This window comes from Treponema sp. OMZ 790, from assembly GCF_024181285.1.
In the GTDB taxonomy this organism is placed as follows: Bacteria; Spirochaetota; Spirochaetia; order Treponematales; family Treponemataceae; genus Treponema_B.
The window spans coordinates 378,730-398,773 of the sequence record NZ_CP051201.1 but is presented as its reverse complement, the minus strand read 5'-3'; the positions used below and the strand labels follow the sequence as shown (position 1 = coordinate 398,773).

General features: G+C 36.2%; 21 protein-coding genes. 11 read left to right on the top strand and 10 right to left on the bottom strand.

Translation table 11 applies throughout. The annotated features are described in order from the left end of the window. The first annotated feature begins 19 nt into the window (after positions 1-19). The 9 genes from E4O01_RS01880 to E4O01_RS01840 all read left to right on the top strand — a co-directional run bounded on the left by E4O01_RS01880 (position 20) and on the right by E4O01_RS01840 (position 9,661). On the top strand, positions 20-1,159 hold the full coding sequence (locus E4O01_RS01880) for an ABC transporter permease (protein ID WP_253693766.1): 1,140 nt from the start codon (positions 20-22) through the stop codon (positions 1,157-1,159). Between the two features lie 10 nt (positions 1,160-1,169). After that, a complete protein-coding gene (locus E4O01_RS01875) occupies positions 1,170-2,330 on the top strand; it encodes an ABC transporter permease (protein WP_253693763.1) in 1,161 nt (386 codons plus the stop codon). Between the two features lie 79 nt (positions 2,331-2,409). Continuing rightward, complete coding sequence (locus tag E4O01_RS01870) at positions 2,410-3,561, top strand: sensor histidine kinase (RefSeq protein WP_253693760.1); 1,152 nt, start codon at positions 2,410-2,412, stop codon at positions 3,559-3,561. 60 nt (positions 3,562-3,621) lie between these two features. Continuing rightward, positions 3,622-4,161, top strand: a complete 540-nt coding sequence (cobU, locus tag E4O01_RS01865) for a bifunctional adenosylcobinamide kinase/adenosylcobinamide-phosphate guanylyltransferase (protein WP_253693757.1) — start codon at positions 3,622-3,624, stop codon at positions 4,159-4,161. Positions 4,162-4,181: 20 nt separating this feature from the next. Continuing rightward, positions 4,182-4,958 carry an adenosylcobinamide-GDP ribazoletransferase gene (gene cobS / locus E4O01_RS01860; RefSeq protein ID WP_253693754.1) on the top strand — a complete coding sequence of 259 codons (777 nt, stop codon included), beginning with the start codon at positions 4,182-4,184 and terminating at the stop codon, positions 4,956-4,958. A gap of 9 nt (positions 4,959-4,967) precedes the next feature. Further along, entirely contained in the window at positions 4,968-5,558 is a 591-nt protein-coding gene (locus tag E4O01_RS01855) for a histidine phosphatase family protein (RefSeq protein ID WP_253693752.1), read from the top strand. 59 nt (positions 5,559-5,617) lie between these two features. Next, on the top strand, positions 5,618-6,724 hold the full coding sequence (locus E4O01_RS01850; RefSeq protein ID WP_253693750.1) for a D-alanine--D-alanine ligase family protein: 1,107 nt from the start codon (positions 5,618-5,620) through the stop codon (positions 6,722-6,724). 638 nt (positions 6,725-7,362) lie between these two features. Further along, a complete protein-coding gene (gene malQ / locus E4O01_RS01845) occupies positions 7,363-9,006 on the top strand; it encodes a 4-alpha-glucanotransferase (protein WP_253693747.1) in 1,644 nt (547 codons plus the stop codon). Between the two features lie 52 nt (positions 9,007-9,058). Further along, positions 9,059-9,661 carry an ATP-dependent Clp protease proteolytic subunit gene (locus E4O01_RS01840; RefSeq protein ID WP_253693745.1) on the top strand — a complete coding sequence of 201 codons (603 nt, stop codon included), beginning with the start codon at positions 9,059-9,061 and terminating at the stop codon, positions 9,659-9,661. On the opposite strand, the gene cbiB is transcribed toward E4O01_RS01840, so the two are convergent. The 9 genes from cbiB to rpmH form a co-directional block, all read right to left on the bottom strand. Then, positions 9,620-10,678: an adenosylcobinamide-phosphate synthase CbiB gene (gene cbiB, locus E4O01_RS01835; protein WP_253693742.1), complete on the bottom strand. Its 1,059-nt coding sequence runs from the start codon at positions 10,676-10,678 to the stop codon at positions 9,620-9,622. The two genes, E4O01_RS01840 and cbiB, sit on opposite strands and share 42 nt — an antisense overlap. Before the next feature lie 87 nt (positions 10,679-10,765). Further along, on the bottom strand, positions 10,766-11,791 hold the full coding sequence (locus E4O01_RS01830; RefSeq protein ID WP_253693739.1) for an SH3 domain-containing protein: 1,026 nt from the start codon (positions 11,789-11,791) through the stop codon (positions 10,766-10,768). Between the two features lie 24 nt (positions 11,792-11,815). Next, on the bottom strand, positions 11,816-12,868 hold the full coding sequence (locus tag E4O01_RS01825; protein WP_253693736.1) for a peptidylprolyl isomerase: 1,053 nt from the start codon (positions 12,866-12,868) through the stop codon (positions 11,816-11,818). 12 nt (positions 12,869-12,880) lie between these two features. Further along, a complete protein-coding gene (locus tag E4O01_RS01820; RefSeq protein WP_253693734.1) occupies positions 12,881-13,738 on the bottom strand; it encodes a DUF6675 family protein in 858 nt (285 codons plus the stop codon). 78 nt (positions 13,739-13,816) lie between these two features. Then, complete coding sequence (jag, locus tag E4O01_RS01815; protein WP_253693730.1) at positions 13,817-14,527, bottom strand: RNA-binding cell elongation regulator Jag/EloR; 711 nt, start codon at positions 14,525-14,527, stop codon at positions 13,817-13,819. A 24-nt stretch (positions 14,528-14,551) separates the two neighbouring features. Then, positions 14,552-16,306 (bottom strand): membrane protein insertase YidC, encoded by a 1,755-nt coding sequence (yidC, locus tag E4O01_RS01810; protein WP_253693728.1) that lies wholly within the window; start codon positions 16,304-16,306, stop codon positions 14,552-14,554. Between the two features lie 40 nt (positions 16,307-16,346). Continuing rightward, the gene (gene yidD / locus E4O01_RS01805) at positions 16,347-16,568 is read right to left on the bottom strand and encodes a membrane protein insertion efficiency factor YidD (RefSeq protein ID WP_253693726.1); all 222 of its coding nucleotides are present in this window, start codon (positions 16,566-16,568) and stop codon (positions 16,347-16,349) included. Further along, positions 16,565-16,921 (bottom strand): ribonuclease P protein component, encoded by a 357-nt coding sequence (gene rnpA, locus E4O01_RS01800; RefSeq protein WP_253693724.1) that lies wholly within the window; start codon positions 16,919-16,921, stop codon positions 16,565-16,567. Before rnpA ends, yidD begins: the two co-directional genes overlap by 4 nt. Positions 16,922-16,934: 13 nt before the next feature. Continuing rightward, entirely contained in the window at positions 16,935-17,090 is a 156-nt protein-coding gene (gene rpmH, locus E4O01_RS01795; protein ID WP_044979600.1) for a 50S ribosomal protein L34, read from the bottom strand. A gap of 216 nt (positions 17,091-17,306) precedes the next feature. Between rpmH and E4O01_RS01790 the strand changes: the two genes are divergently transcribed. Continuing rightward, the gene (locus tag E4O01_RS01790; protein WP_253693721.1) at positions 17,307-18,449 is read left to right on the top strand and encodes an L-threonine 3-dehydrogenase; all 1,143 of its coding nucleotides are present in this window, start codon (positions 17,307-17,309) and stop codon (positions 18,447-18,449) included. A gap of 15 nt (positions 18,450-18,464) precedes the next feature. Next, entirely contained in the window at positions 18,465-19,352 is an 888-nt protein-coding gene (amrS, locus tag E4O01_RS01785) for an AmmeMemoRadiSam system radical SAM enzyme (protein WP_253693718.1), read from the top strand. 28 nt (positions 19,353-19,380) lie between these two features. Here the strand turns inward: amrS and E4O01_RS01780 are convergent, their stop codons facing one another. Next, positions 19,381-20,022, bottom strand: coding sequence for an MBL fold metallo-hydrolase (locus tag E4O01_RS01780; protein ID WP_253693716.1), 642 nt, complete (start codon positions 20,020-20,022; stop codon positions 19,381-19,383). Between the last annotated feature and the right edge of the window lie 22 nt (positions 20,023-20,044).

Below are 20,044 nucleotides of genomic sequence, written 5' to 3'. Positions count from 1 at the left end.
AGTTTTTATAGGAGAAAAGATGAAAGCATTTTTAAAGATTACGCTTATAGCGATAAAAGATAACTTCATTACATTTTTTTTGGTTTACCTTTGTTTGCCGATAATTTTTGTCGGCTACAACGGTTTTTTGCAAAAAGATAATTTTAAGGCCGAGACTAAAGAACAGGCTATTTCAGTTTTTTTAGATGATGAAGATAAAAGCCGATTATCGGAACAGTTGACCGGCATTTTAAATTCGGATATCTTAAAAAACTTTATAAAGATTGAAGATGAACAAAGTGCAAAATACACAATTAAAATTCCTAAAGGCTACCAGAATTCGGTAGAAGAGAACAAAGCCTTTGATATTTTAATTATCGGAAAAGAAAAATCTTCTGCAGCAATTACGGCTTTATCGAATATAATTAAAAGCATAAGCAGTTCCATTAACGGAAATCATAAGATGACTAAGGCTATTTCGGCATCTTCGCAATCTCAAGAGCTTATGGAAAAATATCTTAATATTCAAAAAGAAAGTGCAAAGCCTCTGGGAAAAATTACTATACACCCTTCCCTGCACAGTATGTCAAGCTATGAAGCTTATGCAATCTCTATAAGCATTTTTTTATTCTTTATGTTCATCATGGAGCCCATTACTCTCGCTTATAAGAAAAAAGCTGTGGGACTCGCCTTACGTATTAGTTCGATACCTAAGAGCTCTGCCTATATCTTCAATGCTCAAATAATCAGTATTGCATTAAAAGCTTTTATTGCCATCACAATTTATATTTTAACCTTCAGATTATTAAAGATTTCTTTTATGGGCAGTCCTGTTCTTCTTTTTATATACGTCATAAGTTTTTCCCTAGTAACAGGAATCATTGCATGTTCACTTGTAACTTTTAATAAAAAAGAAATTGTATATTCTATAGTTATAACTATATTTTTCATATTCGGAGTTCTGAGTACTGTTCTATTTACGGTTCCGAATAAAAACAAAATTGCCAAAATATTTTCAAAGTATAACATTTCCCAAATTATAACTAATCCTCTTAGAGATCTTGTTACGGAAAATTCTTTCGGAGGAATGGTAAGCAGTTTACTTATAATGTTGGCTTTGGGTTCGGCATTTTATATTTTGGGTTTGCTGATGGTAAACTTTAGAAAGACGAAAATTTAAGGAGAAGAACATGAAAAAATTCTTGATTTTATTTTTAGCACAGTTAAAAAGAATATTAAAAAATACGGCAAATATGGGAATGCTGATTTTTTTCCCTTTTGCGATGATCATACTGATTCTTGTAATAGGATTTATTATTACCCCAAAAAAGAAAGAAAATTCGGAAAAGAATACCGAATATACGGTTCAAATGCATGAGGTAGGATATTTTGTAGATGACGCCGGAGACCTTTGGGAAAATTTTTTTTCGGGTTCCGAATCTACGGTTCGTCCTGACAACAGAGAAGAGGAGCTGGAAAAACTTAAAGAAAAACTTGCAATAGGTAAAATACCCGGCCTTATAATTATACCTAAAGATTTTTCTGAAAAAATTTCAAAAGGAGAAAAGCCGGAGCTTGAAATTTTAAAAACCGAAGAAAGCGTTGTTCTTGATAATAGAATTCAAGCCTTGAATTTAAGCATCAATGCTTATCTTTTAGATAACTTTATTAAAAACTCGGATCTTTCCGAAAAAAAAGACAGTCTTTTAAGTAATAATATAAATGTAGTATTTAAGACGCCGGATAATGGAAACATCATAAGCCTAGGCTTAAAAATAATGACCTTGCTCGTATTGTACATCATACTTTTCGGGTCAAATGCAATTGCTATGGATCTAATAAAATTCAGGGAAACAAAGATGCTTGCACGTGCGATCATAAGCCCGAATTCCGAATTTAAAATTGTGGGAAGTTTTTTATCGGCCTTTGTATTTATTCAGGTAGTAATAAACATGATAGTCTTTGTTTTTGCAACAATAGTATTTAAACTGGAGATTACAGGGCTTCCTTTGATATTCTTAGCCGTGGTTTCAACAAGTTTTTTTGCCCTCTCCATATCCATTTTAGTCGCGAGAATTTTTAAAAAGGAATCTCAGCTGCCATTGGTATCAAATATGACAAGCCTGATTACAATAGTAATGTTTTTCCTTGCACTAATTGCTGTCATGCCTTTTGTTTCGCTTCCGTCCGTATTTAAAAATATTTCCATGTTATCACCCTTGTATTGGTTGATGGAAATGCTGGATAAAGAAAAACTTTTTCCGAATATATTGATAGTTTGGGCGATGAGTACCGCTATCTTTACGGCCGGCAGTTGGAAAATTAAAGAATTTAACAGCGAGATAAACTAATCAAAAGGAGACATTTTCTGCCTCCTTTTGATCAATGTTAATCTTGCAAAAACTTGATTATTATAATATAATCAGATTTATGAAAAATAAGTTTTTTATTTTTATCCATTATTTTTTAATAGCATCAAGCTTTATTCAAATAAGCATGAATGGAAATAAACTTAACGGAGTTCAATTTTTATTGCATATTTGTTTTATTATTTTATTTAATATCAGAATTTTTTATATAAATAAAAAAAGCTCTCTTTTTTTTACTCTTTGTTTAACCGATTGGATTCTTTGTTTTTTATTACATATTAGCGATGCGGATATTCCGTTTCTCCTGTTTTTAATTCCGTTGATTGACAGTTTTTATTATAATTCAAAACCTTATACCTATATCCTCGGCATAATCGGACTTGCAGTCTGTATATTCTCATTAAGAAATTTCAATATGGGAACGATGGTAAACTATACGGCTTTTTTCATTTTAAGCGGAGGGGTTTTAGAATATTTTAAAGTCAATCAAAATAAAATTATTTCTTACCAAAGTAAAATAGAAGAGCTTGATATCCAAAAAGAAGAGCTTTTAAATTCCATTCATGATTTGGAAATATACAATGAATCTATAGAAGATCTTGTGACCTTAAAAGAAAGAAACCGCATATCACGGGAAATACATGACAGTGTAGGACACGGACTTTCTACAATGATTATTCAGCTAAACGCGCTCTATACTGCCGCAAAGAATAATAAAGATAATTTACCCCAAAAAATTTTAGATTTAAATTCCTTTGCCAAAAAGAATTTAGAAGAAGTAAGATTTGCTTTAAGAGAATTAAAACCGATAGACTACAACAAATATGAAACAATAATTTTAATTCATAACCTCATAAACGAATTTAAAAAAATGACAAATATCAATGTGCAATTTACCTTTTCAAAAGACATTTGGAGTTTAAACGAAAAAGAAAGCCATGCGCTATATAAGGCAGTGCAGGAATTTTTATCCAACTCTGCAAAATACAGCAAGGCTTCAAAAATCATAATTCATTTTTCCTATACAGAGACATCTCTTATAGTAACCATGAAGGACAACGGTATCGGATGTATCGAAATCAAAAAAGGAATAGGCTTAAAAGCTATCGAAGAAAGAGTAAAGGAAACCGATGGAACGGTTTACTATGAAAGCCTCCCTGCCGTAAAAGGCTTTTTTATGCGGCTGGTGTTTTTTAAAAATAGAACTCTTTAAAACCTGCCGCCGCCTTTTTTGCCCTCTTAACATTTTTCTTTTTTTTGATATAATTATCTTATGGTAACACTTATAACCGGCGGATCAAGAAGCGGAAAATCGGCCTATGCCGAAAAACTTTTAGACGGAATAGACGATGTGGTCTATATTGCAACCGCTGAAATCTATGATGACGAAATGCGGGAAAGAGTAAAAAAACATATTGCAAGACGCAACCCAAAGTGGCGTACATACGAAGGTTTTTTAAATTTAGAAAAGGCCGTCAAAGAAGAAAAGTACTATTTACTTGACTGCATAACAAATTTAATCTCTCGAGTTTTTTTTCAACTAACCGGAGAAAAAGAAATGCCGAATGAAGAAGATATTCAAAAAACAATAGAAGCCTCACTAACGCAAATCAAAAATCTTATTTTAGAAATAAAAAAAATAAACGGTTCCTTAATTCTTGTAACAAATGAGGTAGGCTCATCCATTGTCCCCATGCACCCGGTATCAAGAGCTTTTTCGGATATTCAGGGAATAGTAAATGCAAAAGTTGCAGAAATTGCAGATGAAGTAGTACTCTGCGTTTGCGGTTTACCTATAAAAATAAAATCTTAAATAAAAAAGAGAGTATCGATATGAAAGGATTTATCTTAGCCTTGCAGTTTTTTACCCGTATCCCCATAAATATAAATGTAGACTTTAACGAAAAAAATATTAAAAGGGCTTTTTATTTTTTCCCTCTTATAGGGGCTCTGATTGCAAGCCTTGTGCTTATCCCAATCTATTTTCTTCCGCAAAAATATCTTGAAATATCGGGATTTCTCAGCTTACTCCTATACTTGTTTTTAACAGGTGGCATTCACCTTGACGGGGTTGGAGACACCGTAGACGGCTTTTTTTCTGCAAGAAAAAAAGAAAAAATATTGGAAATTATGCAGGATTCAAGAGTCGGAACTTATGGAACAATAGGCCTCAATGTTTTTTTGCTTCTTAGATACATAAATTATTCTACCATAATGCCCGAAGCAGGGCTTCTTATATTAGCCGGAATAATTTCGCGGGTTTCAGGTTTGACGGTTGTCGTTTTCTCAAAACCTGCAAAGGATACGGGTCTCGGAGCACTCTTTCATAAATCAGCCTCCAAGTTCAGTTTTTTCTTTTGGCTGATTATTGTATGCATCCTTTCTCTTTTTGTTCCTGAGATATCAGTCTTTTCAAAAATTCAAGGAACATTTATTTTAACAGAACGTATAAAATATTTAATCTTTCCTGCAATCGCACTAATTTTAACATTTATCGTAATAAGAATTTCATACAAAAAAATCGACGGCACAACAGGAGACGTAAACGGCTTTATTGTAGAATTAACGGAGCTTGCAATTTTAAGTACAAGTTTTTTTATCACAATCTAAGGATAAAATATGAAAATAGTTTTAATAAGACACGGAATAACGGTAACAAATAAAAAAAAGATATTCAGCTTGGATGACAGTCCTTTGGCAGAAGAAGCCTATCCAATGCTTGACGAGTTAAAACCCAAACTAAAAGATTTTTCTTCTTTTAAAGTTTATTCGAGTCCGTTTAAAAGAGCCTTGCAAACAGCCGAATACTTAGGGCTTAAAAATATTCAAACCGATAAACGGCTTCAAGAATATAATTTCGGTATTTTTAAAGGCTTAACCTTTGAAGAAGCTCAGGAAAAATATCCTATTGAAGCAAAAAACTGGATCGAAAAGAACGATACCATAGCCCCTCCTGAGGGCGAAACCTCCTTTGACCATTTTAAAAGAACCGCAGAATTTTTAGACGAAACAGTCTTAAAAGATGAAAACATCATAATCGTAACACACTACGGCACAATAACTATGGCTCTCGCCTGGGCCTTGGATAATTTTTCTTTAAGAAATAAATTTGCCCCTAAAAATTCGGCAATCAGCATCTTAGAAGTTTTTTTATCGGATAGTAAAGATGAGATTGCGTATAAGGGCATTGAAACGGTTAATGCGTTTTAATCTCCCCTCATTGAAAATCTTATAAAATAGTGATAGAATAACTCTTATGGAGAGTAAATATGAATATAGCAATCATCTATGGCGGAAAATCCAGCGAGCATGAAGTCTCTTTAAAATCGGCTTCTTCAATTATAAGAACGATAGATAAAAAACATAAACTTCACTTAATAGGTATTTCAAAAACAGGAGCATGGTATTTACATGATGACAAAGAAAGAGAACGCATCATAAAAAATGAAAAGGCTGTTTTAAAAATAAAAAAAGATGAAACAAAGAGAGTAACCGTTATTCCGGGCGGAGGAACAAAAAAAGGCTTAAAAGCAGGAGACAATTTTTTACCCACTGATGCGGTCTTTGCAGTTTTACATGGAAGATTCGGAGAAGACGGTACAATCCAAGGTCTTTTCGAAATGGCAGACCTTCCCTATGTAGGCGGCGATGTAATGTCCACAAGCATATCTATGGATAAAGAAAAAACCAAGATGATTTGGGATTATTCGGGACTCCCCATTGTTCCCTATGCAGCAATAAAAAAACAAGACTGGGATGATCCCGAAAAGAAAAAAACTCTCTTGGCAAGAGCCGAAAAAGATTTGGAATATCCTCTATTTATAAAACCATGCAGAGCAGGAAGTTCGGTTGGGGTCGGAATGGTAAAAAACAGAACAGAACTTTTGGAGCAGGCAGAAGAATCTTTTTTGTGGGATAATAAAATTTTAATAGAAGCCTGTATCGAAGCTAGAGAAGTAGAATGTTCTGTTACGGGAAACACAAAAACGACAGCCTACATTCCGGGAGAAATAATTCCTACACACAAATTTTATGACTATGATGCAAAATACACAGACCCCAACGGAGCCGAATTAAAAATCCCGGCCGATTTAACCGAAAGCCAAAGAAAAACAATAAGAGAAACCGCCATAAAAGCTTACGAAGCCTTGGATCTGACAGGTCTTTCACGTGTCGATTTTTTTATCGATAAAAAGAACGGAAAAATATACTTAAACGAAGTAAATACTATTCCGGGATTTACCTCAATTTCCATGTTCCCAAAAATGTGCGGAGCTTCGGGGCTTCCATATAAAGAACTTATCATGCACCTGATAGAACTTGCAATAGATAGATTTAAAACAGACAGAAAACTTAAAACCGGAAAGCAGTCTTAAAAATATATAGGAATTGAAAACGGCTATATGTCAAAAAAGAAAAAAGAAATATTCTTTTTAAACTTAGTTTTTATCCTCATGATATTTTTGATAATTATAATGCCGAGATTTTTACCCAAAAATAAATCCATCGCTTTTAGTTTTAATATAATTTGTTATATAATTTTTCAAATATTGTTTTTTGCCGTTTATTTCTTTTATTTGGATAAAGAAAAATCAAAGATTCAAAAATTTATAAACGGCATTAAAAAAAACTTTAGTGATGCACTTATAATTTCTGCAATAAAACTGTCAGTTATTTTCTCTTTAATTTTTTTACTAAGATATTTTTTAGAAATAAAAACATTTTTCGGATATTTTTTTTCCATCATAATTATTTTTATATTTTTTATATTTGAATTATCGCTTTTTTGGTATTATCCGATAACCGCATGTCAACCAAAAAATAAAAACAAAATAAAAAATATAAAAAAATCTTTTGATTTATTTTTAGCACATCCCTTTTTGACATATAAAATATTTTATCTAAGTATTTTGCAGTTTGTTATTTCTTGTTTTTTCTTACTTCTATTTCCCGGCATATCAGGAATCATATTTTACATAGCTGAAAATTACAAACAAACGATGGAGGAAAATATATGAAAAGACTTTCAGGAATTATTTTACATCCGGCATCATTACCAAATGCTGAAGGTATTGGAACAATAGGTAAAGAAGCTTTTAATTTTATCGATTGGTTAAAAAACATCAAGGTAGGAGCTTGGCAAATGCTTCCTCTAGGTCCCACCGGCTATGGAGATTCACCTTATGCTTCATTTTCTGCCTTTGCAGGAAACCCATATCTTGTAAACCTTGAAGAACTTTACAAAAACGGTTTTTTAGAAGAAGGTGAATTTAAGGAATACAAAAAAAATGTTCAAGAAAATACAAATCCCGAAAGAACAGACTTCGGCTTCATCCATTATCACAAAATGAGAATTTTAAAAAAAGCGGCTTCCTTTGTATTAAATAAAATAAAAACGGATTCTTTTTTAAAAACCCAAGTTGAAAATTTTTATCGAGAAGAAACTTTTTGGCTAAATGATTTTGCGTCCTTTATGACAATTAAAGAAAACTACGAGGAACGGGCAAAAAAAGAAAATTTATCTCAAGGTATATGGAATGAAGTTTGGTCAAAAGACCTTGTTATAAATAAAAAAGAAAAGGTAAGTGAATTTATAAAAGCTCATTGTGAAGAATATGAAATCCAAAAAATCATACAATTTTTCTTTTTCTCGCAATGGAAAAAATTAAAAAACTATGCAAAAGAAAATAATATAGACCTTATAGGTGATATTCCGATATTTACCGCCTTGGATTCCGCAGACGTCTGGCAAAACCAAAACTTATTTTTGTTGGATAAAGAAGCAAAGCCTGAAGTTTCAGCCGGTGTTCCGCCGGACTTTTTCAGCTCTACAGGCCAACTTTGGGGAAATCCTCTCTATGACTGGGATAAGATGAAAGAAGATTCATACCTTTGGTGGAAAACCCGCATTCGGCACAGCCTAAAACTTTTCGACATAATCAGATTAGATCACTTTAGAGGCTTTGAAGCTTTTTGGGCCATACCGCAAGGTGCAAAAACAGCCCAAGAAGGAAAATGGATTAAGGGTCCCGGGCATTATTTTTTTGAAGAAATAAAAAAAGACTTAATTTTATTGGATGAAAAATATCGGGAAGGCCTTCCTATCTTGGCTGAAGACTTAGGAGTCATAACACCTGAAGTTGCAAATCTTAGGGATGATTTTAATTTCCCTACAATGAAGATATTACAATTCGCCTTTGACTTAAACGAATTCAAATCCGAAAATATGGTAAATCCTTACCTGCCCCATAATCACAAAAAAAACTGTGCCGTATATACGGGAACACATGACAATGACACCATAATGGGTTGGCTTGAAAATTCTTCGGAAGAAGTGCTTAAATTTATTTACACCTATCTTTACGGAAAAAAAGAAGATAAAAGCATTTGTTCTGTTTTGAATACTTATGAATTTAAAAAAGAACTAGCTTCCGAAATAATCCGCAAAGCTTTTTCTTCCGTCGCCGATTTTGCTGCCGTACAGATGCAGGACATCCTATTTTTAAATTCGGAAGCAAGAATGAACGCGCCATCAACCATGGGAAAAAACTGGCAATGGAGAATGACCGATTCATACCAAAACTGTGAGATGTCAGAAAAGCTAAAACTTTGGAATATTCTGTACAACAGAGCTCGGAACCTACCCCCTATACAATAATTAGAATTTTTTGTATATTAAATTCCGTCAACGATAAATTTTAGGAGTTTACATGAACTTTATAAATGAAACAACAGAAAACAAAAAAAATAAAGCAGATGATACTGACGCTTTGATGCAAAAATTTCTTAATACTCGTCAAATTATTTTAGCAGGAGAAATAAACAAAGAGCTTTCCGAAAAAATAGTGCGCCAGCTTTTGCTCATGGAATCCCTTTCGGCAACAAAGCCCATTTATATTTACATAGACTCCCCCGGAGGAGATGCAGATGCGGGCTTTGCAATCTTCGATATGATAAGATTTATTAAGGCTCCTGTCTACACAATCGGTATGGGATTAGTTGCAAGTGCGGCTTCAATTATTCTTCTTGCGGCAAGTAAAGAACGCCGCTTCGGCATGCCCAACAGCCATTATCTGATTCATCAACCTCTTTCCGGAATAAAGGGTGTCGCAACCGAAATTGAAATACACGCTAAAGAACTTGAAAAAATGCGTGTAAAGATCAATAAACTAATTGCAGAAGAAACAGGCACGGATGAAAAAAAGGTTGCAAAGGATACGGATCGGGATTGCTGGTTAAATGCCGAAGAGTCGGTAGAATACGGCCTTATTTCAAAAATAGCCAAGACCCGAAAAGACATCCCTGAAAAATAAGAGAGCATAAAGCCCAAACATTAAAACTTCGGATGCATACATCAGCTGTATGCATCTTTTTATATCCTCATCTTCAATTTCAAAAATTTCATCCCCTATAAAAGGTTTTTCTACAAGAACTCCGCCGTAATAATTAGGACCGCCCAATCTTAACCCCAAAAGACCGGCCGCAGCACTTTCAGGATGTGCGGAATTAGGACTGGAATGCTTTCTGCAATCACGCCTCCAAATATTAAAACCCGCTTTTATTGCTGCTAGTTTTGATATGCGCTGCTTTGATACCTGCTTTTGTAAACAGTCTTTCTCTGCACTCCGTAGTTTACAAAAAAAAGAACCTGCAAGAATAAGTAAGGCTGAAATACGCGCAGGAATATAATTTACAATATCATCAACCTTTGCAGAGAAAAAACCTAAGTCGCAATATTTTTTATTTTTATAACCAAGCATAGAATCCATAGTATTCACAGCTTTATAGGCAATACCGCCCGCAGGCCCTAAAAGCATCATAAAAAACAATGGAGCTATAACGCCGTCGCTTGTATTTTCGGCTATGGTTTCAACACAGGCTCGGCTGATTCCCTTTTTATCAAGACAATGAGTATCCCTCCCTACAATATTTGCGATTTGCCTTCTTCCTTCTTCAAGACTTATCTGCAGAGCTTTAAAAACTTTCATCGATTCTTGCTGCAAACAGCGGGCGGCAAGGCACGTGTAGCTGATCCATACTGCAAAAATAAAGTATAAAATTTTATAGGGGTACAATAATTTTAAGAAGAAAAATACAAGGCAAAAACTGAAAACAATATTGAATAATGTAATTAAAAAACCGGAAAATCTTAAACCTCTCGATGACCTAAAAAAAAATCTTGCAAGAGCTTCTTCTTTTTTTATCAAGCTCCCAATAAATTTTACGGGGTGAGGAAAAGAATGAGGATCACCCAAAATAAAATCAAGAATTAGTGCAAACAATAAAATAAAAAAATCGGAATAAGAAAAAATAAAATCAAATAAGTTCAAAAGGTTAAAATACATTCGCATAGGAAAAGTCAAAAATAAAACCGTCAAATCTTTAAAGATAAGACGGTTTTATTTTAACAAAAAAAATTATTTTTCTTCAAGATATGAAGCTTGAGCCCAACCTTTCTTTTGTTTATTTTGTACATAGTACCATTCGGTTTGAGAACCATCGGGTCCTGTAGAAACAAGTTTCTTTGTAGCATGAAGCACCGTATCGGCTTTTACAGTTGCCAATAACCTTACATCACCCTCTAAATAAGGAATACTTAAAAGTTCAACATCTTGTTTTGCAATAAGTTTCTTTTCAATCTTCTCGGCTTCAACTTTTTTCAAAAAAGCATTTTCAGCATCTATGACTCGAGCAAGATTTTGTAAAATTGCTATATCATCACTGTATCTGGAATTCATTTCAATAGCGTTTTGAAAGAGTTCAGCCCTAATTGTTTCGTTTTGAGATTCCATAGCAACTTGTGCAAGCAGCATCGCATCGGTATTTGTTTTTTCAAATTCTACAGCATCGCGCTTTACATACTTTTCCTTTACTATCCAAGAAGTTATCAATTCAGGACAATAAGCTGCAATTTTTACAAATTTTTGATTGGAAGCATTTAAGCTGTCTTTATAAACGGCAACAATAAAATATTGAGGTATGACTTCATCCGTTGCAGCAGTTAAAGATTCCGATTTGTATAAAACCGTATCGGCAGCAGAAATAAAAGCCGGCACTGTATTGGGCTCATAACAATAATCCTGAACCCAGTATTCTTTATCTTTTAAAGAAATATGAAAAAATGAGCGTTTTTGACCGTCAGTTCTTTGAGCTTCTTTTTTTTCTCCGAGGTACATAGCTACATCACCCAGTGAAGCTTCTGCGGCCCATTTCATTTTACCGTCATCGGTTTCGGTATATAAGCCTGCTCGGTTTACATAGATAACACCATCTGCATTTACATCAGCCATATCTTCTTTCGGAGACTCTTTCTCCATTGAATCCATAGACTCAAGTTTTTCAGATTCAGTGTTCGCAGTTACGTCTTCCTTTGTACAAGAAGCAAAAGCAAATAACGCAACACACAACAATAAAGCAAGTTTTCTAACAAAATTTACTTTCATAAACAACTCCTTATTTTTTTTATGTTATTTTATTTTTAATAACTCAAGTTCAAAAACCAAATAAGCATTTGGGGGAATGACTCCGCCCGCTCCGGCTTCCCCATAGGCAAGGGACGGCGGAATAATTATGATGCGTTTTTCACCTAAACTCATCTTAGCCGACTGCGAATCAAAACCCGGAATAACGCGGCCTGTTCCTACAGGAAATTCCAACGGCTTATGCATATCGGAATCATCAAAAACTTTTCCGTTTGCCAAAAGTGAACCCTTATATTTCATTGTCAAGGTTTGTCCTGTCTTAGGCTTTTCACCCTTTCCTTCTTTTACGATAAAGGAATAAACACCGTCTTCGTCTTTTTTTGCAGGAGGATATTTCGTTTTAATCAGATCTTCCATTTTTTTTTCAAGGGCTTCAGCTTTGCGTTTTTCACTTTCTTTTGTTTCGGAAAGGTATTTGTAAAAGGCTTCTTGATCGGTTTTAAAAGCATTGGCTTCTTTTCCTGTCCTTATTATTTTTACGCTTTTCATCTTATCGCCTTGCTGAATTGCATTTACAACTTCTTGTCCTTCAACTACGCGTCCGAAAACGGTATGCTTTCCGTCAAGCCATGGAGTTTCAAGATGAGTAATAAAAAACTGGGATCCGTTAGTACCCGGGCCGGCATTGGCCATTGACAACACACCGGGACCGTCATGTCTTAAACTTTCTACAATTTCATCGGGAAATCTATAGCCGGGGCCGCCTGAACCTGTTCCGGTAGGATCTCCTCCCTGAATCATAAAATCGGCTATTACTCTATGAAAGATTAAGCCGTCATAAAAAGGTTTACCCTTTGCAGCATCAAGAGTTCCTTCAGCAAGTCCTACAAAATTACATACCGTCAAAGGTGTTTCATTGTAAAAAAGTTTTAAAACAATCGCACCTCTGTCCGTATCTATTACAGCATAGAGACCATCTTCGCTCATTTTTTTATCTCCTTTTTCTGAGTTAGAATTTGTTATTATAATAGCTGCAGCAGTTCCTGCAACCAAAATCATAAACATCGCCGAGATAATCATTATCCATAGTTTTTTCATTTTCATTCTTCCTTAATTATTGGAATTAATATTTTTTTTGGCATTATATTCAATGCCTTGTTCGGCACATTTATACTCATCCATAAACCAATTATATACAGCCATTAATCGTGAAGAAAAAGATCTTTTTATCCTGCCGCCTATAAAAGGTATTGTAGGAAATTTTGCGGTACTTGAGCAATGAACCAAAATATAATCATCAAGATCGTAAACAGACATGGACAAAATCATTGCATCAGGCTGGAGAGCTATAAGACTCATGTCAGGATGAGATATTTTTTGAGTATTTACACATATCATACCAACATTATTTCCGCTTTTACAATAACGGTATTTATAAATAAAATCCCCAAAAGTTGCATCAATTTGGCGAGCAAGAATTTGCAAGCCGTCAACCTCAGCATTCAACGGATCATCTATACGCTCATAAACTACACCATCCGAGGTTCTTACCTCTTTTACTGCATAAGAAGTCAGATAAAGAGGCCTCATTTCCTGATAACTGTTTGAAAAGTACTCAATACCCTCAAGTCCCGATATGTGACGCAATATCTTGGAAACATCGGGAGTATTCGGCCCATTTTTTTTATACAAAGACAAAAATTCTCCGGAAAAAGCAGGCTTTTTCTTAGAAAGAAATTCCGACATTTTATCAGAAAGAACGGAAACAGGCTGCATTTCAAGTTTCATATTTGAAGCGCCGTATTTTAACTTAAGTATTTCTTTTTTTTGAAGAAGTTCAGAAGCAATCTTTGGGTCAAGGATATCGGAAAGTCTTTGTTCTATACTTCGTGTATCTTCATTGGTATTCGAAAAAGCCGGAAAAAGGCAGACTGTAAAAAATACAAACATAATCATAATTTTATTCATAAAAATCTCCTAAAATTTATATTTTCCTTAAATAATAAGGACAATAAGTCCGCCTTTTTCGGTCATATTATTCTCAAGTTATATACCTTTATAAAACACGCGAACCTGTTTATATAAACCATTTCCCTCACTTTTGGTTTCAATATCGTTCACGGCGTTCAAGGTTGTGTGAATGATTCTGCGCTCATAAGGATTGAGAGGTTCCAAAAGCTGCGACTTCTTTGTCATTCGCACCTTGTCAGCGATATCATAGGCCATTCGAATAAGGAGTTCTTCTCTTCTCATCCTATAACTTTCACAATCGACAGATACTCTGGCATAGGCATGTCCTATAGCTCCGGCATACACATTTGCCAAAAGCTGGATAGAGTCAAGGTTTTTACCTCTTTTGCCTATAAGCATTGCAGCATCTTTAGAATTAATCCTATATGAAAAATGCTTTTTATCGCAGGCAATCAACGATACGGAGCAGTCATAGCCTATTTTTTCGACCATGGTCTGAATAAAGACTCTTGTTTTTTCGGCTCCTTCCGAAATATCTTCAGATGTTCTTTCAACTTGATCTTCTTCAAGTTTTACGGTTTCAGAAGATTGTTCTGCATTATTGCGCATATTAGCCCTTAAGGATTCATCAACATGAACCCTTATCTTTGCATGACCTTTTTTAAACAAGGAATTTTTTTGAATTTCCAAAATTTCAACATCAAACTGATCTTTCTCAAGTCCGAGCTTAGCTACTGCAATATCTATAGCTTCACGCTCAGTTTTTCCTTCAAATTCATATATCATATATATCTCCTAGTACTAAAATAATTATTCTTTATTCTTCATGGACTTATTGATTATAAGCTGCTGTAAAAGCATCAAAATATTGGAAAATGTCCAGAACAATAAGAGTCCCGAAGGTGCATTGTAAAAAAGGAAGAAAAAGAAAACCGGCATAAAATACAGCATAATCTTCATAGATGGATTTTGCTGAGACTGTCCCGGCGTTTGAGTCAACTTACTGTGCAGCAACTGCGATCCCGTATAAATAATAGGAAGAAGCCTCAAATCGGTCCAATTTAAAAATGGAATAGTAAAGCCGAATTTCAAAATACTGTCACCCAACGATAGATCGGGAATCCAGCCGGGAATAAAACTGGCTCCGCGGAACTCGAAATAGTTATTAAATAATCCGAACATAGCAAACAAAAACGGAAGCTGAATAAGCAGAGGCAGACAACCCGATGCAGGATTATAACCGGCTTCCTTATAAAACTTAACCATTTCGGCATTAAGCTTTTGAGGATTGTTTTTATACTTTTGCTGCAACTCATTAATCTGAGGTTGAAGTTCCTGCATCCTCTTTGTAGCTTCAGAACTTTTCTTGGTAAGAGGGAAGAATACTATCCTCATTAAAAGAGTCATCAAAAGAAGGGCTACACCCCAGTTAGGAATAAGCTTATATAAAAGCTCCATGATAAATTTTAAAATTCTTTCCAAGGGAGCTAAAAAACCACTTGAAGCGGCAAGTCCGTCTATTCTTAAATTTTCATAACCGTAATTATTGGCCGCCGCAGAATTGTAAGAGTTCAATATCTTCTCGGAACTCGGACCTATATAAATCCTGTATTGGTCATAAGCCGCATTTCCTATGATGGGCTGACGCGAAATAAAAAATTGCGAATTATGAAGCTTTGCTCCTTCTTCCTTCATCCCCGAAAAAAACATCTTTTGGATGGGGTCTTTGGGTATAACGATAAAAGAAAAATACTTACCTGAAACGCTTACCCATGAAGCTAAATCGGTTACGGACTTTGTTTTTCCGTCGGTGATTCCTCTATCTTCTTTCTTCTTTTCATTGGCAAAATAAGAAAGGGCTCTGTATTCATATTTGTCGTTTACCTTATCCCACTCAGGTCCTATCTGGGGAGCGCTTCGTAAAGTATAGGCGTTTTCTCCAAAAGCCAAGCCCTTCATGCCTTCTTTTCCATCGATGGTAACCTCAAGGGTAAACATATAATCGCCGGGAATAAAGGTGTAGCGCTTTGCAAGAGTAAACACGGTTTCAGAACCGTCGGCATTTTTTATCTTTACATCACGGTAAAAACCTATCTGCTTTCTGCCGTCGGAAAGGCTGTCTTCTTTTACGTTAAAAAGAAGATCCACAGCTTGAGCTTCAGGACCGCCAAAGGAGAGAGAAAGAGCCTTGTTCTTTTCGGTCACATTATCTATCATCTCAACGCGTTCATCACTTCCCGCGGAAGCATGGTCTTTTAATTTATAAGAAATAATATCCCCGCCTCTGTTTGTAAAAACGGCACGGATAATGTCGGTTTCAATAACATAGGTTTGCTCTCTCGAAGGAAAGGCAGAATCTGTAAGACCTTCTATCATTGAATTTGAAATTTGATTTGAAGACGGCTGAAAGGTATTTTCAGACAAATTTGAATTTTGCTCTTGAGCCTGAGCAACAGGCTTTTGAGGAACATTATATTCGACAGGGAAATATTTTTGCTGAATATACAGCCACCCTCCGAAAACAATCATTGACAGCACAACAGCCAATACGGTATTTTTTTTCAATTCTAACTCCTAAATTTTAACCCCTATAGGTTAATCATCATTATGGAACAGGGTCGTATCCTCCCTTATGAAAAGGATGACACCTCAATATCCTAAGTAAAGCCATACCGGTACCTTTAAACGGGCCGTATTTTTTTATGCTTTCAACAGCATACTGCGAACAAGTAGGCTGATACCTGCATGCAGGCGGGAAATGAGGAGAAATAGCCTTTTGATAAAAGATTATACAAGCACACAAAAAACTTACTAAAAATTTTCTCATAAAGCCTCATCATTATACATTTTCGCTTCTAAAAAGAGGGTGGTAAGCTGCTCTAAACGAAGAGAGAAAGAGTCCTTTTCAGAAAAAACTAAAAGGATAAAATCGTTTCCCGGTTTTAACCTATGTTTTATATGCCTGTAGGCCTCTTTTGATATTCTCCGAGACCTGTTCCGCATCACTGCGGAACCGAAACCTCGTCGAAAAGTACATAAAAATCGATTGTACTCCAATCCATTAGGCAGAATGAACAAACTCACTCCTTTTAAGCTCAGTTTAAGGCCTTTTTGAAATACAGCCTTAATACGTGATCGATCTTTTAACCGTTCTTCTCCGGAAAATGTAAAATTACTCACTTAAGAGAGAAAATTAGAACGGTTTTTTTTCGTCGGAAGCTGAAAGCTTGCGTCTGCCCTTTGCTCTGCGGCGGCTTAAGATAGCACGTCCGCCCTTTGTTTTCATAAGTGCACGGAATCCGAAGCGTCGAACCCGTTTTGTTTTACTTGGTTGATATGTCCGTTTCATAAACTAGACTCCTTATATTATAGAACGGGAATCCCCGCTCAAAAATTTCAAGATAAATTCCATTACGGATTGTGGATTATATCAATTAACCGTATAAAAGTCAAGGGCGTCGAGTATGTAATTTATTTTAACATCTAGCACAGAAAATAAAAATGTGCTACAATTATTTATAATTTTTTGACAGCAACTTAATTACTGCAAAAAAAAGGAGACAGTATGACTAAAAGAAAAATTTTGGTTACCGGTTCACTCGGACAAATCGGAAGTGAATTGGTTATGTTTTTAAGAAATGAGTACGGAAACGACAACGTTATAGCTTCCGACATCGAAAAAAAAGATGTACCCAAGGTTATCGGAAGCGGTCCCTTCGAAAAGCTCGATGTCCTTGACGGCAAAAAAACTCTTGAGGTTTGCAAAAAATATAAGGTCAACACGATCATCCACCTTGCAGCCCTTCTTTCAGCCGTAGCAGAAAAAAATCCCCAATTAGCCTATCAGATTAACCTTACAGGTTTACACAATATGTTGGAACTCGCAAGAGAACAAAAATACTCTCTTTTTGTCCCTAGCTCAATCGCAGCCTTCGGCCCCTCGACCCCTGCCGATAAAACTCCGCAGGATACAATCCAAAGGCCGACCTCAATGTACGGCGTTACAAAGGTTGCCGGAGAACTCTTGTGCGATTATTACCATCAAAAATTCGGAGTAGATACAAGGGGAGTCCGCTTCCCCGGTCTTATTTCCTATGAGGCCCTCCCCGGCGGCGGAACAACCGACTATGCAGTTCATATCTACTATGAGGCCCTAAAAAAAGGAGCCTATACTTCCTTTATCAAAAAAGGAACACTCATGGACATGATGTACATGCCCGATGCCCTAAACGCCATCTTTAAACTTCTTGAAGCCGATCCTAAAAAATTAAAGCACAGAAACGCCTTTAATATCACGGCTATGAGCTTTGCTCCCGAGACAATCGCTGCCGAAATCAAGAAACATATTCCCAAATTTAAGATGAGTTATGATGTCGATCCCGTACGTCAGGCTATAGCAAATTCTTGGCCGAACTCACTCGATGATTCTTGCGCCAAAAAAGAATGGGGATGGAAGCCCAAGTACAACCTTGAAAGCATGACAAAGGATATGCTCCAAAAATTGAGCGAAAAACTCGGCATTGAACTCCCCAATGCAAAACCTGCTGCAGTAAAGGTAAGCAGCGCTAAGACACCGGCCGCTAAAAAACCGGCTAAGTCTGTAAAACCGGCCAAACCTGCAGAAAAGGCTTCTAAAGCAGCCGCTAAACAACCGGCTAAGGCATCCGCCAAAAAACCGGCCGCCAAAACAACTGCAAAAAAGAAGTAAGTTTTTAAGAGGGCTATGAAAGAAGCGGAATTTTGGAAAAAAGAATCTTCGGTTTTAAAAAATGAAGACAATAAAATACGCTGCCTTTTATGCCCTCATAGATGTCTTATAAAAGATGGCCGGCTTTCCCGATGCCTTAGCCGCAAAAACATAGACGGAAAACTCTATGCTTTAAACTACGGCAAGGTTTTGGGAGCCGCCCTCGACCCGATCGAAAAAAAGCCTTTATACCGTTTTTACCCTTCTTCCTACATCTTCTCGGTAGGAACCTTCGGCTGCAATTTTGACTGCCGATTTTGCCAAAACCATTCCCTTGTTCATTCCGTTCCGCCGGAAGAAAAAACAGAAAAAAACACAGATACGGTCAGCCCCGAAGAACTGATTAGGGCCGTTTTAAAAACTCCTTCCATAGGCATAGCTTTTACCTATAACGAGCCTACGGTTTGGTATGAGTATGTTAAGGATGTGCTTCCGATTGCAAAAGAAAAAGACTTAAAAACCGTCCTCGTAACAAACGGCTTTATCGAAGAAGAACCCTTAAACGGAATCCTCCCTATGGTTGACGCAATGAATATCGACTTAAAATCTTTTTCCCCTCAATTTTACACCGAAATCTGCAAGGGAAAAATAAAGCCCGTAATAAAAACGATCCGAAGTGCGGCCTCAAAAGTTCATGTAGAAGTTACCTGCTTAGTTCTCGAAGGCTTTACCAGCGGCGATGATGAAATGGAAGCTCTCTCTCAAATGCTTTCAAAAATAAGACCCGATATTCCCTTACATATTTCGGCCTTCTACCCTGCCTACAAGATGAAGGATAAAAGGCCCACAAGACCCGAAACAATCAGGCACCTGTGTAAGATAGCTCAAAGAAATTTAAAATATGTTTATCCGGGGAACATTTAATCGATTCTTGAGCACTTAAAAACCGGCTCTAAATTTTTTCTATCCGGGCCCTTTCCGCCCCTATCGAGGTATTGGAGCCGTGCCCGGGATAGACGGCAGTTTCATCCGGGAGCTTTAAAAGGAATTTCAGTGAAGCCTTTATTTTTTGATCGTCCCCTCCTAAAAGGTCTGTTCTTCCGTGGGAGCGGTAAAAAAGGGTATCGCCCGAAAAGAGCACCTTTGCTTCTTCATTCCAAAAACAAACCGAACCTTCGGTATGCCCGGGAGTGTGTAAAACCTTAAAACCGTTTACAAGGTCTCCGTCTTTTAAAAAGCCTGTCGGCTCGGGAAAGTCGTATTTTAAAGCCTTTATATATCTTTCGGCGCGGATTTGGCTAAAACAAGCAATGTGTTTTTCCTTTCCGTTTTGCCCCAGATAACCCGCATCCGCAGGGTGGATCCATAAAGAAGAACCCGGATATTTTTGCATAAGTTCGGGTACGCCGCCCACATGGTCAAAATGTCCGTGGGTTAGCATTATTTCGAGTCTTTCGGCATTTTTACTTTTTAGGTAATCCATCAATTCCTCATCCGTGCCGCCCGGATCAACGAGGAGAACAGTTTTTTTGTCTAAGGGAAGAGCCCAGGTCTTTACAAAAAGCGGGCCGGTATAGATCTCCGTAATTTCCATATCTTTTTTATACGGCAATTCG

What these genes read in the sequence shown, in the direction of transcription:
- E4O01_RS01880 (WP_253693766.1), top strand. Translation starts at nt 20, where the DNA reads ATGAAAGCATTTTTAAAGATTACGCTTATAGCGATAAAAGATAACTTC.
- E4O01_RS01875 (WP_253693763.1), top strand. Translation starts at nt 1,170, where the DNA reads ATGAAAAAATTCTTGATTTTATTTTTAGCACAGTTAAAAAGAATATTA.
- E4O01_RS01870 (WP_253693760.1), top strand. Translation starts at nt 2,410, where the DNA reads ATGAAAAATAAGTTTTTTATTTTTATCCATTATTTTTTAATAGCATCA.
- cobU (WP_253693757.1), top strand. Translation starts at nt 3,622, where the DNA reads ATGGTAACACTTATAACCGGCGGATCAAGAAGCGGAAAATCGGCCTAT.
- cobS (WP_253693754.1), top strand. Translation starts at nt 4,182, where the DNA reads ATGAAAGGATTTATCTTAGCCTTGCAGTTTTTTACCCGTATCCCCATA.
- E4O01_RS01855 (WP_253693752.1), top strand. Translation starts at nt 4,968, where the DNA reads ATGAAAATAGTTTTAATAAGACACGGAATAACGGTAACAAATAAAAAA.
- E4O01_RS01850 (WP_253693750.1), top strand. Translation starts at nt 5,618, where the DNA reads ATGAATATAGCAATCATCTATGGCGGAAAATCCAGCGAGCATGAAGTC.
- malQ (WP_253693747.1), top strand. Translation starts at nt 7,363, where the DNA reads ATGAAAAGACTTTCAGGAATTATTTTACATCCGGCATCATTACCAAAT.
- E4O01_RS01840 (WP_253693745.1), top strand. Translation starts at nt 9,059, where the DNA reads ATGAACTTTATAAATGAAACAACAGAAAACAAAAAAAATAAAGCAGAT.
- E4O01_RS01830 (WP_253693739.1), bottom strand. Translation starts at nt 11,791, where the DNA reads ATGAAAGTAAATTTTGTTAGAAAACTTGCTTTATTGTTGTGTGTTGCG.
- E4O01_RS01825 (WP_253693736.1), bottom strand. Translation starts at nt 12,868, where the DNA reads ATGAAAAAACTATGGATAATGATTATCTCGGCGATGTTTATGATTTTG.
- E4O01_RS01820 (WP_253693734.1), bottom strand. Translation starts at nt 13,738, where the DNA reads ATGAATAAAATTATGATTATGTTTGTATTTTTTACAGTCTGCCTTTTT.
- jag (WP_253693730.1), bottom strand. Translation starts at nt 14,527, where the DNA reads ATGATATATGAATTTGAAGGAAAAACTGAGCGTGAAGCTATAGATATT.
- yidD (WP_253693726.1), bottom strand. Translation starts at nt 16,568, where the DNA reads ATGAGAAAATTTTTAGTAAGTTTTTTGTGTGCTTGTATAATCTTTTAT.
- rpmH (WP_044979600.1), bottom strand. Translation starts at nt 17,090, where the DNA reads ATGAAACGGACATATCAACCAAGTAAAACAAAACGGGTTCGACGCTTC.
- E4O01_RS01790 (WP_253693721.1), top strand. Translation starts at nt 17,307, where the DNA reads ATGACTAAAAGAAAAATTTTGGTTACCGGTTCACTCGGACAAATCGGA.
- amrS (WP_253693718.1), top strand. Translation starts at nt 18,465, where the DNA reads ATGAAAGAAGCGGAATTTTGGAAAAAAGAATCTTCGGTTTTAAAAAAT.
- E4O01_RS01780 (WP_253693716.1), bottom strand. Translation starts at nt 20,022, where the DNA reads ATGGAAATTACGGAGATCTATACCGGCCCGCTTTTTGTAAAGACCTGG.